10 protein-coding genes are annotated in these 12,829 nt (G+C 44.8%); all 10 read left to right on the forward strand.

From position 1 onward, the window contains the following. The first annotated feature begins 131 nt into the window (after positions 1–131). The 10 genes from M3202_RS21595 (at position 132) to M3202_RS21640 (ending at position 12,453) form a co-directional block, all read left to right on the forward strand. Complete coding sequence (locus M3202_RS21595; protein ID WP_251225288.1) at positions 132–572, forward strand: tripartite tricarboxylate transporter TctB family protein; 441 nt, start codon at positions 132–134, stop codon at positions 570–572. A 22-nt stretch (positions 573–594) separates the two neighbouring features. Further along, positions 595–1,593, forward strand: coding sequence for a tripartite tricarboxylate transporter substrate binding protein (locus M3202_RS21600; protein ID WP_251225289.1), 999 nt, complete (start codon positions 595–597; stop codon positions 1,591–1,593). A gap of 74 nt (positions 1,594–1,667) precedes the next feature. Further along, positions 1,668–3,155: a tripartite tricarboxylate transporter permease gene (locus M3202_RS21605; protein ID WP_251225290.1), complete on the forward strand. Its 1,488-nt coding sequence runs from the start codon at positions 1,668–1,670 to the stop codon at positions 3,153–3,155. A gap of 56 nt (positions 3,156–3,211) precedes the next feature. Further along, positions 3,212–3,835 carry a chromate transporter gene (locus M3202_RS21610; RefSeq protein ID WP_251225291.1) on the forward strand — a complete coding sequence of 208 codons (624 nt, stop codon included), beginning with the start codon at positions 3,212–3,214 and terminating at the stop codon, positions 3,833–3,835. Beyond that, the gene (locus tag M3202_RS21615) at positions 3,825–4,361 is read left to right on the forward strand and encodes a chromate transporter (protein WP_251225292.1); all 537 of its coding nucleotides are present in this window, start codon (positions 3,825–3,827) and stop codon (positions 4,359–4,361) included. The genes M3202_RS21610 and M3202_RS21615 overlap by 11 nt, the downstream gene beginning before the upstream one ends. Before the next feature lie 221 nt (positions 4,362–4,582). Beyond that, a complete protein-coding gene (locus M3202_RS21620; RefSeq protein WP_251225293.1) occupies positions 4,583–5,260 on the forward strand; it encodes a stalk domain-containing protein in 678 nt (225 codons plus the stop codon). 363 nt (positions 5,261–5,623) lie between these two features. Further along, positions 5,624–7,024, forward strand: a complete 1,401-nt coding sequence (locus M3202_RS21625) for an efflux RND transporter periplasmic adaptor subunit (RefSeq protein ID WP_251193686.1) — start codon at positions 5,624–5,626, stop codon at positions 7,022–7,024. Between the two features lies 1 nt (position 7,025). Beyond that, complete coding sequence (locus M3202_RS21630) at positions 7,026–10,133, forward strand: efflux RND transporter permease subunit (protein ID WP_251225294.1); 3,108 nt, start codon at positions 7,026–7,028, stop codon at positions 10,131–10,133. Continuing rightward, positions 10,123–10,698, forward strand: coding sequence for a TetR/AcrR family transcriptional regulator (locus M3202_RS21635; protein ID WP_251225295.1), 576 nt, complete (start codon positions 10,123–10,125; stop codon positions 10,696–10,698). The genes M3202_RS21630 and M3202_RS21635 overlap by 11 nt, the downstream gene beginning before the upstream one ends. 165 nt (positions 10,699–10,863) lie before the next feature. Next, a complete protein-coding gene (locus M3202_RS21640; protein ID WP_251225296.1) occupies positions 10,864–12,453 on the forward strand; it encodes an S-layer homology domain-containing protein in 1,590 nt (529 codons plus the stop codon). The last annotated feature ends 376 nt before the right edge of the window (positions 12,454–12,829 follow it).

A 12,829-nucleotide genomic window follows, 5' to 3' on the forward strand; every position in this document is an offset into this window, starting at 1 on the left:
CCTGTAAGAAATTTTAATTCGTTCTACTTCTATCCAGTAGTACTGGTGAGATTACTATTTGGTGTTAGTGAAATTTGGAGAATACACGAGTATTAGCGAGAAAATTAAACTTTATTGAGGGAGGTGAGTGAATGAAGATTACTTGTACACGTGATTTTCTAACTGCTGTTGTTTTATCCATTTGTTTACTCATTCTGTTTGGCAGCACACAGGAGCTACCAAAGGAAGTTAAAATGTTTCCACTGGCGATTATGATTATTATGACGATCAATATCATTTTGCTCTTCGTGAAATCGCTTACAGGTGATCGGGAAAAGGGAGAAGCAGTTTTTCATTCTCAATTTATAGTGATCGGTCTTTCTCTATTTGTTTATTATTATGCGCTGACCAGTATTGGCTTTTATGTTGCGAGTGGGCTTTATGCCCTGATCTTGTACATGTATTTAAGAGGGAAATGGAATTGGTTGGAGCTTGGAAAAGGGTTATGTCTCAGCTGTATCTTAGTAGGAAGCTTGTACATTGTTTTTAAGGTTTCTTTGAATTTAGTTACACCGAAAGGCATTTTATTTTAATGATTGGAAGGGGTCCTAATAAATGAAAAAACTATTATTCGTTTTACTTATGTTTCTATTTATAGCAGCCGGCTGCAACTCGAATGCCGATGGAGGTGCCAGCAACGACGACACGAATGCTGAAAGCCAAAATGAATATCCGCAGGAAAGCATTCAAGTGATTGTGCCGTACAGCGCTGGTGGGGGAACGGATACATTTGCCCGATTGGCGATGAATCCGATAGAAAGTGAATTGGGTCAGTCTTTAATCATTGTGAATAAACCAGGAGCATCTGGGGAGACCGGAGCGACGGAAATAGCGAATTCTGAAGCAAATGGCTACAACCTTGGCTACATTAGTCTTTTAGACTTTGCGCTTCTGCCAAGCATTAAGGAAACGACCTATGATTATGATCAATTTGAATTTCTTGCCTCCTTTACTGAATCATCAGCGGTGATGATCGCCGGGAAAGACACAGGATTTGAAACAATTGAAGATGTGATAAACAGCGCGAAGGAAAGACCGGGTGGTATTTCAGTCTCGGTTTCCGGTGATGGACATAAGTACATTTTGATGCAGTTGGAACAGGAAGCAGGCGTCGATCTAACGCCGGTCAGTTATTCTGGCGGAGGAGAAAGTCTTAATGCGGTACTAGGTGGACATGTAGATGTGGCTATTATTTCCCAAGCGTTTGTTCAGCAAACTGAAGAACAGGGCTTAAAAACATTGGCAGTGGCCAATGAAGAAAGAGTGGACGTCATCGATCATGTTCCGACCTTTATCGAAGGTGGTTACAATGTGTCAGCAGTGGATTCACGCATTATGGTGGCGCCGAAAGGAATACCGGAAGAAATTGCAGCGATTTTAAAAGAAAGCCTTGATCGTGTAGGGGAAAGCGGCACGCTGGCTGAGCCAATTGCTGAGATTGGTGATGTGTTTGCATATAGAAGCGGGGACGAGCTTGACGAATTTATTAATAATGCCATTCAGAGAATTCAAGAAGTTGTAGAAGGCAATGAAAGTGAGTTCCAAACGAATTAACGGAGGAGAGAAGTGCTGTCCCGTGTTACGGTACAGTGCTTCCTCATTACTCTTTTTAGAAAGGGGCAGGGAGTTTGGAGTTATATTTGCAGATCTTTCAGGTTCTCGTCGATCCCACTGTACTGTTTTTCATCATTGCCGGTACTGTCGGAGGGATCATCCTAGGGGCGATTCCGGGTCTTGGCGGTTCAATAGGGATTGCTCTTTTATTACCATTTACGTTTACACTTGAACCAGCAGTCGCTCTCCTTATGCTTGGGGGGATTTATATGGGGGCCTCGTATGGGGGCTCGATTTCAGCTATCCTGCTAAATACCCCCGGTACTGCTGAAGCGGCTTGTACATCTTTAGAAGGCTATCCTCTCTCGATGCAGGGAAGAGGAAGAGAGGCCTTGCATTATTCGATTCTTTCCAGTGTGGTTGGAGGAGCCTTTGGTGTTATTGTGCTCATCTTTTTTACCCCGCTTTTGGCCGGGTTTGCCCTGGAATTTGGTCCGGGTCAGGTTTTTCTTATCGCGATTGCTGGCTTGACGATTGTTGGGAGTATTTCCAGCGGCAATATTAATAAAGGAATCTTCGCTGCTTGTTTTGGAATCATTCTCAGCTTGGTCGGGGCTGATCTTATGACGGGCATCGACCGCTTTACTTTTGGCATCCCGCAGCTAAGAAGTGGAATTCCGCTCGTCCCTGTGATCATTGGGTTATTCGCGATTGCCGAGATGCTGGAGCAAGCCAGCCGCTCATCGGGAAGAATGGTAGATGTCCCTTTTGAAAACAGCTCCGTGATCCATTCTGCCAAAAAGCTGATTAAGAAACCTATGCTGCTCTCTAAATCGTCTTTAATTGGAACATTAATTGGGATTATTCCCGGGGCAGGTGGCGCTGTGGCGACTTTTATCGCCTATGGCGAAGCAAAAAGAACATCGAAAAAGAAAGAACTATTTGGCAAAGGGAGTCTTGAAGGTTTGACAGCCGCGGAAGCTTCTAATAATGCAGCCGTTGGTGGATCGATTATTCCGTTACTTGCTCTCGGTGTACCAGGTTCAACGACTACGGCTATTATGTTTGGTGCGCTGACAATCCATGGTTTGATTCCGGGACCACGATTATTTATTGATCATCAGGAAATTGCTTATACATTTATAATAGGGATGCTTTTAACCGTTCTCATCATGGGGATTATTGGGATTTATGGCGTCAGTTTGTTTTCTCAAGTATTAAAAGTGAAGCTCGTTTTTATTATTCCAATTGTATTGGTTTTATCGATTTTTGGTGCTTATAGTTTACAAAACAGCATGCTGGACGTCCTGATTGCGATTGTTTTTGGAATCATTGGCTTTCTGTTCAAGAAGGTCGGGATTCCAAATGCGCCGGTTATTTTAGGCTTGATCCTTGGAAGTATTGCTGAAACAAATTTAAGACAGGCGATGACCTTATCCAATTCACAAGGGATAAATTTATTTCAGTATCTATTTACCAGCCCTATTTCCATTGTCATTACTTTCATTGTCGTTATCATCATTTTCTCAGCCTTCAAGAATCAAAGAAAAAATTTGAGCTGAGGAATAAAGCTGCACATTAATTGATACATGAATGGTGCATCAGAAAGGAGACTCAATTGCACGGAAGCTGGAGTCTGATTGGGCAAATTTTTTGGTCTTTTTTTAAAATTGCTCCTGTGACATTTGGTGGGGGCTTTGCGATTATTTCATTCATTCAAGATGAAGTTGTGGAAAGGAAGAAATGGATTGAGCCAGAGGAAATTGCCGACATCTTTGCGTTAGCTCAATCAGTACCGGGGGCTGTGGCGATAAATTCGGCGATTTTTATTGGTCATCGTGTAGCAGGTTTACGGGGTGCTGCAGCAGCGATGTTTGGCATTTTAATACCAACCTTTCTCATTATTATCGGCCTATGCTTTGTTTTTGTGGGAGTTGTGGATAATCAATTTGCTGAATCTGCTTTTACTGGGATTAGAGCGGCGATTGTAGCGTTAATCGCATATGCGGCTATTCAAGTTTCAAAGACCGCCATTTTAGACAAGACAACATTTTTTTTGATGGTGATCATGGTGCTTGTTCTATTATTTACTCACATCCATCCGATCATGATTATTTTAAGTGGCGGATTAATAGGAATCGGTTTGGCAAGTTTAAAACAAAAAATGGGTTTAACAGTTAACCTTGAGAAAGTAGAGAAAGATAAGGAGCAAATAAAGGAGAGGGAGAATCATGTTGGTTGAGTTATTTCTTTTGTTTATGATGATCGGTACAGTTTCTTTTGGTGGTGGTTATGCAATGATACCGATCATCGAAACAGAAGTAATAAGCAGGGGATGGCTCTCGACTGCGCAACTTACTGATATTATCGCAGTTGCTGGAATGTCGCCAGGTCCAATTGCAACAAATGCAGCTACGTTTGTGGGCTTTTATGTGGCAGGTGTACCCGGAGCTCTCGTTTCTACCGTGGCTATGACTCTTCCTTCCTTTCTAATTATTTTAATCATTGTCTCCTTCTTTTACCGCTTCAATCAGAATAAGGTTGTAAAGTCAGCTTTCTATGGAATACGACCGATTATAACCAGCTTGATTCTTTTTGCTGCTATTCGATTCGGTATATCAAATAATGTCTTTTCTATATCAGTTCATTGGCATGAGCTAAGTTTGCTACTCATTTTTTGCTGCTCATTAACAATACTTTTATGGACGCGGACTCATCCAGTACTTGTGATAATTGGGGCTGGAGTTATTGGAGTTTTTCTTTATTAACTGATATTGGGAATGGTTAGAACGACGTGGACGGTTAAAAAGGCTTATGCCAAAGGTTTCGCTTTCGTCGTTTTTCGACTGATCTTCAACACTTTTTAAGAATGAAGGAAAAAATATGCAGTACGAAGTAAACTTGCCGATTGAATTTAGAATGTTTAAAATGTTCCCTGAACTGCGGTGTGGGTGTACATATAACTAGGAAAAGGGAAGGGGATTTTTTTATGAAGAAAAAGCTGATGGTTTTTATGATGGCAAGTGTACTGGTGGTTGGCTTTGCTTTAGGGGCGAGCGCGTCGCCGATTTTGGAGCGGATCTCGGCTCACTTAAACTGGTCTATTTCTTTTGTTATTGACGGGAATAATTGGGTGCCGACAGATCAAAATAATGAGAAATTAGCTCCAATTACATATCAAAACACAACCTATCTGCCAATCAGGGCAGTGTCAGAGGCGTTGGGAGTCGCAGTCGACTGGGATCAGCAAACACAGACGATTTCTCTAGGAGAAGGGACGGAGTCGGTGCCTGTGACGTCTGAGGAGGTAAAGGTCGGCTATTCCGCCTTTACAACTGTGGATAAGCGATATACCGTACAGCAAGGCAAAGACTATCAATCCGGAATCGTGTTGGAAAGCATTAACTCGGCTGCTAAAAATATAAGCCTACTTCCAGCGAATAAATACCAGACAGTAAATCTGACTCTGGCGGCGATCGATGCGGATAAAGATATTCGCGTTCAAGTCATTGCCGGTGAAACGGTCTTAAAGGATGTTACGTTGACAGTGGGTCAGCCATTACAGGAAGTGAACTTGGAAATTGGTGGTATTCAAGAGCTTAAAGTTGAGGCTGTTGCTGCGCCTGGTTCCTCGGAAAAGCTGTTTATTACAGGAGACTATCAATAATACATTCTACTGAATAATAAGGAAGGAAATGTCTTAATTAAGGCGGAAAGGAGCGCCTGGTTAGGGCATTTCTTTTTTTGTTTAAATTAATGAAACTATTTTATGGCAACTGCGTATGTAGAGAGATGGCATGTTGCAAAATACCCAGGATAGGAGGCGTAGGCCGTTTTTGATCATGATCAGGAGAGAGAAGAGTTTTCCACTTAGTACCATTAAAACTGTGTAGACTTTGTAAACTTTTTTGATATGAATTGACGTAGTGCTTCCAGAGCCCTACAATGAAACTATTGAAATCCAGAACTGACTGGTCAGTCAGTGAGCTGATGATTTTATAATTAGGATGGAAAAGGGGATTAAGAACGAATGGGACAGGTGCGTAAGCAAAAAACATTACCACTTTTATTGATGGCATTCGGTTTATTTGTAGCAGGTTGTAATAATGTTGAGGAGGTAAGTGACGAACCACCCCCGGAGACCCCGGTAGCGGTGGCCGAAGCTGTAACAGGCTCTTTAAGTGGTAGTAACCGCTTAGTAGGGGAAGCAACTCCTGGAACGGATCTTGATATTATACCGAAAGCATCGGGAGAGCTGATTGAAGTATTGGTAGAAAAGGGAGATCAGGTCGAACGCGGCCAAATTCTTGCACGTATTGACGGCGGCGAGCAGCAGCGGGCATTAGAAAGAGAGCAGGGCTCTGTAAGGCAAGCCCAAAGCGCGCTGGAGCGAGCACGCAATGGCTTGAATCAGGCTGAGGCGAATTATCAGCAGGCGCTCTCCAGTAAGCGGCAGGCGGAAGCCAGCTTGACTGAGGCGAAGCAAAACCGTCAAAACAATATTGATAGTTTGCAGCTCGAATTGAAGAACGCTCAGACGCAATGGGATGAAGCGAAGAAAAACCTCGAGCGGATGACCGCTCTTTATCAGGATGGGCTCATTTCACAGGTTGAATATGAAGAGGCGGTAAATGCCGAAACTCGGGCCGCTTCGGCCTATGAGCAGGTGCGATTGAATAAGAACCAGGCTGAAAGCGAAGTCGGACTGGCTTCTGTAGAGGCATCCGTTGAACAGGCGGAGATCGGCGTATCGTCGGCTCTTTCGTCAAAGCGTGACGCGGAAATCGCCGTACAGGAGGCACAACTCGCTGTCGAGCAGGCTCAGCTCGGCGTGGAGAGCGCTCAGGAGCAGCTTGATAATTATGTGATTACCGCTCCGGCAAATGGAGAAATTGTTTCGGTGGAGTCCCGCTCTGGTGAGCTTGTTTCCAGCCAGGCACCATTTGCCCGTTTAATCACAGTCGATGTTATCAATGCAACGGTGCAAGTAACAGCCGAGCAGCTGATGTTATTTGATATCGGTGATCAGATCGAGGTGGAATTTGCCGGTCTGGAAGAGCCGAAGCAAGGACAGGTTGCCTATATTTCACCAACGAACAATGATTCCGGCTTGATCACGGTCGAGGTTGAAGTCAACAACGAAGCCCGGGACATTCGGCCTGGAATGGTAGCGACGTTAAATATTGAAGAAGTGCTTGTGGAAAACAGTATGATTATACCGACTGCGGCGGTTGTCGAGCGCCAGGAAGAGACATATGTCTTTGTTGTGGAAGATGGCGCTGCTGTCCGGAAGGATGTTGAAGTGGTCCGCTATGATACTGAGTTTACGGCGATTACAGGGGACATCATGGAAGGAGCAGAGGTCGTCGTAAAAGGCCAAAACCTTTTGAGTGATGGAGACCTGGTCAGAATCATAGAGGAGGATAACTAACGTGAAGCTTGTAGAACTTTCAGTCAAACGCCCCGTTGGGGTCATCATGCTGGTTATCGCTGCTCTTGTTCTTGGCGGGATCTCTTTAAAGAACCTGGCGATTGATTTGTTTCCGGAAATGGATATTCCTGTGGCGGTCGTGACGACGACTTATGACGGCGCGGCGCCGCAGGAGGTTGAAGAATTAGTCAGCAGGCCGGTGGAGTCCTCGCTTAGTACGATTGAAGGGGTAACGACGGTTGAATCCGTTTCCTCTCCGGGGGCTTCCCTTGTCATTATGCAATTTGACTATGGGCGCGATATCGATGATGTGATGAACGATATTCGAGAACGGATTGATCAGGTCGCAGGGATGTTGCCAGATGGGGCGAACAGGCCGTCGATTTTACGGATTGATCCACAGCAAACGCCGGTTATGTGGCTCGGCTTAGGCGGAGCGGAGGCGGATCGTCTTCAGGAAGTAGCTGAAGATGATATTGAACCTTATTTGGAAAGACTGAGCGGCGTGGCTTCCATCGGGATTGAAGGCGGGAAAGAACGCGAAATACTCGTTGAATTGAACCGGGCTCAGCTGCTCCATTACGGAGTGACCGGGATGGAGGTTGTGCAGGCAATCAATGGAGAAAATAACAATGCTTCGGCCGGGAATTTGACACGGGGAACGCAGGATCTTCAACTTCGTGTCAATGGTGAGTTCACTTCGGTTGACGATATTGCGAAAACACCAATTGCCCTGCAAACAGGCGGCAGTATTAAAGTGTCGGATGTGGCCAATATTCATGATACGTTTAAAGAAGTGGCATTGAAATCGCAGGTGAATGGCGAGGAAGCGCTTGTTCTATCGGTGATGAAGCAATCAGACGGAAATACGGTCGATGTTGCCAACAGTCTTTTGGCGGCCGTTGACGAGCTTCAGCCGGACCTTGAACGAGAAGGGCTGTCCTTATCTGTCGTCATGGACACGTCACAATTTATCAAACAGTCGATTAACAGTGTAGTCAATAATATGTTGATGGGGGCTGTGCTCTCTGTCTTGATTCTGCTACTCTTTTTACGCAGTTTCCGGACAACGCTTGTTATCGGGTTAACGATCCCGATTGCGATTATTTCAACCTTCACCTTAATGTATTTTACCGGGGAAACGTTGAATATCCTCTCGATGGGGGGACTTGCCCTCGGAGTCGGGATGATGGTCGATAGCGCGATTGTTATATTGGAGAATACATTCAGTAAGATACAAAAAGGGTATCCGATCAAGAAAGCGGCAATTGAAGGGGGAGCGGAACTGGCTCCGGCTGTTGTCGCCTCCACCTTGACGACGGTTGTCGTATTCGTACCGATTGTCTTTGTTGAAGGCCTGGCTGCTGAAGTATTCCGTCCATTGGCTCTAACTGTTGCTTTCTCACTGTTTGCGTCGCTGATTGCGTCGCTGACCTTGATTCCGATGCTTTCATCGAAGATGCTCGGCAATGTAAAGGTCTCTTTTGACGGTGAGGATAATAAAGGATTTAATAAACTGCTTAATAAAGTACGTGATCGTTACGGTAACCTGCTTCAACGGGCTCTCCGTTTTCGAAAAACGACGCTGCTGCTCACCGGAGCTGTCATCGTTGCCAGTCTTTCGCTAGTTCCGTTTATTGGAACGGAATTTATGCCGGGTGCTGACCAAGGACAGCTAAGTATCAGCGTTGTTGGTCAAAGCGGTTCGACGATTGAAGAGACAGAGCAAATTGTCGAGCAGATTAATGACCATTTAGATTCGTTTGCCGAAGTGATTGATACGAGCTATGTCTCAATTGGTGGCGGCAGTGGCGGATTTGGCGGTACCGCTTCAAATGAAGCGAGCTATACGATTCAGATGGTGCCGCCTTCCGAGCGTGAAATGACGACAGACGAATTAAGAAGTGCATTGACCGCCTCCATCGGCGATATTCCAGGAGCTGAGATTACAGTTCAGGGAGTTGAAGGCGGGATGAGCGCAGGTTCGCCGATTCAGATTAACATTAGTGGTTCTGAACTCGAAGTGCTCGAGGATCTCTCACAGCAGGTTGTCTGGATGCTGGAAGAAGTAAATGGCACAGCTAATGTTGAAAGCAGTGTAGCCGAAGGCCGTCCGGAGCTTCAAGTGATTGTCGACCGCGATCTTGCCAGCCAGTATGGCTTGTCTTACCAGCAGGTAATGAATGAAGTTGTCCTCGGCTTCAACGGACAAATGGCGACACAGTATCGCACCGACGGTAATGAGTATGATGTTCGCGTCATTTTACCGGAAGAAAACCGAAAAACGATTCGTGACCTGGAGACGATGGTCGTTCGCTCAAATGCCGGTGTTGATGTGCCGGTTCAGGCGGTTGCCGAGCTGAAGCAGGTTCAAGGGCCGGCTGAAATTAACCGCAGCAATCAGCAACGCCAGGTCCGCGTGACAAGCGATGTGGAAGGCACGGATCTTGGTACAGTAACGACACAGATTCAACAGCGTATTGACAGTTTGAACCTGCCGGACGGCTACTCTGTTTCGATTGGCGGTCAGGTTGAAGATATGGCTGAGTCATTCGCGCAGTTGACATTGGCGCTCGTTCTATCGATTTTCCTAGTTTATTTAGTAATGGCGATCCAGTTTGAATCCTTTGTTCATCCATTTACGATTATGTTCGCCTTGCCGACAACTGTCGTAGGGGTGTTAGTCGGGCTGTTTGTGACAGGTCAGCCTCTAAGTATACCTGCTTTTATCGGGCTGATTATGTTAGCGGGGATAGTCGTTAACAATGCGATTATTCTCGTCAGCTATATTAACATTTTGCGGGAACAGGGCATTGATCGTTTTGAAGCGATTATTGAAGCCGGTCGAAGCCGTCTTCGTCCGATCCTGATGACAACGTTAACGACTGCGTTAGCGATGGTCCCGATCGCGATGGGAATTGGTGAGGGAGCTGAATCGCAGGCGCCAATGGGAGTCGTTATTATTTTCGGACTGAGCTTCTCAACGATATTTACTCTTGTTTTAGTCCCGGTAATGTATACCTTCTTGGATGACTTTGCAAATAGAGTGAAGCGTCTCTTTACAAGAAAGAAGAGCATTCAGACAGGGGCGGTGGAAGTTGAAGAATAAAGAAGAGAAGAGAGAACTAATCTTGCAAGCGGCTCTGCGCAATTTTGCAGAAGAGGGCTTTGACCGGGCGACGATGCAGAATATCGCCAAAAGTGCCGGTGTCGGAAAGGGAACGACGTATGAATACTTTCCAAGCAAGGAAGCCCTATTTTGCGAAGTACTCTTAAAGGGCATTTCAAACATGGTTGACGAACTGACGGCGGTATTGCAGCAGCCGGGAACTGTCCATGAAAAAGTAGAAAGGCTGTTTCAGAAAAACTTGGAGATCTTTCGCACGAAGTCGGATTTGCGGGCGATCATGCTTAACAATATAGGGAAAATACCTGCCGACCTTCATCGTCAGTTAATGGAAAAGCAACGGGAGCTTCTCGGTACGATGGAACGAATATTCACCGAAGCGATTCAGGCTGATGAAATGGTAGACGTCCCGCCGCGGATTGCGGCGGCGGCCGTCTTAAATGGACTGCAGGTGATCTACACCTATCAGCTTGAAAAGGGAGAAACGTATGAATCCGTGATTGAGCATTATTTGAAATTAATTTTCCACGGACTTGATAAAAGATAACAGCAATAGAAAAAGAACAAAGGATACCATAAAGGGCAAAAACGGCCAATTATGGTATTCTTTTATTTTTAGCGGTAAAAAGTAAAAAAAATATAAAATAAATGCAGGATTTAGACAATCCAAGCTAGAATAAGTAGGATGGATCAAAAATCAAGGAGGATATTTATGCGTAAATCAGGTATTGTAGTAACACTAGTAACCTTGCTTCTCTTTAGTATTTTGCCGGTTTTACAGGCAAGCGCTGAGACAACATTTCGCGATGTAGCAGAGGGGCATTGGGCAGAAACAGAAATCTATACATTGGTTGAGCAGGAAGTGCTTAACGGATTTGATGATGGAACATTCCGTCCAAACCAGGCGGTTACTCGGGCACAGGCAGCGATTATGCTGACAAATGCTCTTGATTTAGATACGGCGGTTGCAGAGCCGAGCTATCAGGATGTGGAAGCAAGTCATTATGCTTATGATGCGATTGCGGCGGTAACAGCTGCCGGAATTATGTCAGGAAGCTATAATCAATTTAACCCTAATCAATCGTTAACCCGTGCGGAAATGGCTGCTGTGTTAACGGATGCTTTCTCTTTGGAAGCGGCTGGTGAAGCTTCATTTACAGATGTGGCGGACAGTCACTGGGCGAAGGATGCCATTGATGCAATTTACTCAAACGGCATTACAGAAGGCTACCAGGATGGTACATATGCACCAAGCAAGGCTACGACTCGTGCCGAGTTTGCTGTGCTATTGGTTAAAACGTTGCAAAGCGGAGAAAACGTAGATAATGAAGATTTAGCATCATTGTTAAAAGAAGTTTATGCGAATGAGCTTGAGATTGAGTCCTACGATTTTGCAGGAGATCTTGAAATGGGCATCAGCCTTCCTGCTTCTTTCACAGACGTTGATCCGGAATTCGCGATGGTTGCCGGTGTGCTTGAAGATATTTCGGTTGAAATCAAGAACGGCACATACCAGCTTGATCCAATGCAGCTTGAAATGGTGCTCGCTGTCACACTTGGCGGTGACATGAATGTAACATTGGAAATGCCGATTGTGATGACAGAAACAAAAATGTGGCTGAAGATGCCAAATTCACCATTGTTCCCGTTACCTGAAGAGCTGAACGGAAAATTCATTGAATATGATTTGGAAGAACTGGCGGAGCTTGAAGGTCAAGATCCATTAATGATGAACCTTGATCTGCAAACTGAGCTTGCTGCGGCGATCTATGATCTATTCTTCGATCATTTTACAGATGGTTTCTATGAGCAGGTAGCATTGAATGCGATTGACTATCCAAACTCCATTGATGCAAAGCATGTGGTGAAATTTGAGCTTACGAACGAGAAGCTTGAAGAATTTTTAACTGTTTTCATCGGCGGGTTTATGCCGGATATGGTCGACTTAATGGCTGATCCTGAGTTTGCTGAACTGTTTGGCATTTCCGTTGAAGATGCGGAATTAGTGAAAGAGGAGCTTGACGCTCTACAGCTTGAACTTCAAACTGTTCTCGCAGAAATTGAGAACGTGCTGAACATTAAGAACTTTGAAGAGTATGTTGTGATTGACCGTAACCATTACCTTGCTCACAACCAATTCAACCTTGATCTTGAATTTGCATTCGAGGGTGAAACGATGGGCTTGGTGATCAATGGTGATCAATCGAAATCTCGTATTAACGAAGAACCAAACTTCTCAATTGGAATTCCAGATGCCGACAGTGTCATCACGCTTGATGAGCTAATGGAAATCGAATACTAAGAGAATACGGATTGTCCAAAGCTGCTGAAAAAGTATGATTTTCACTTTTTCAGCAGCTTTTTCTTAATGAGCGTAGCCATTACTCTTCTTCAAATTACGCCTCGTTGTCTCAGGCTTTTTTTAAAAAGATGGTCAGATACTACGCGGGTAGCTGATGTGCGGAAGTCATTTGAAAAATAATAAAATTGTAAAAACCTCTTGGATGAAGCTTTGTTTTCCTTTATCGTGACGTCTTAACGATATTACCTATAAAGGAGCATTCCTGTAATGAAGAAATTTGAGGATTGAACAAAAAAGAGCCCTCTTGGTATTATACGAGGTGTCCAAAGCTTCGAAGCAAAAATGGACCCTTAAATTAGTAACCAAGGAGGACTCG

The organism is Halalkalibacter oceani (assembly GCF_023715605.1).
Classification (GTDB): domain Bacteria; phylum Bacillota; class Bacilli; order Bacillales; family Bacillaceae_D; genus Halalkalibacter; species Halalkalibacter oceani.

Bases quoted from the DNA above. Each gene is read 5' to 3' on its own strand.
- M3202_RS21615 (WP_251225292.1), top strand. From the start codon at position 3,825: ATGTTGGTTGAGTTATTTCTTTTGTTTATGATGATCGGTACAGTTTCT.
- M3202_RS21640 (WP_251225296.1), top strand. From the start codon at position 10,864: ATGCGTAAATCAGGTATTGTAGTAACACTAGTAACCTTGCTTCTCTTT.
- M3202_RS21625 (WP_251193686.1), top strand. From the start codon at position 5,624: ATGGGACAGGTGCGTAAGCAAAAAACATTACCACTTTTATTGATGGCA.
- M3202_RS21595 (WP_251225288.1), top strand. From the start codon at position 132: ATGAAGATTACTTGTACACGTGATTTTCTAACTGCTGTTGTTTTATCC.
- M3202_RS21620 (WP_251225293.1), top strand. From the start codon at position 4,583: ATGAAGAAAAAGCTGATGGTTTTTATGATGGCAAGTGTACTGGTGGTT.
- M3202_RS21600 (WP_251225289.1), top strand. From the start codon at position 595: ATGAAAAAACTATTATTCGTTTTACTTATGTTTCTATTTATAGCAGCC.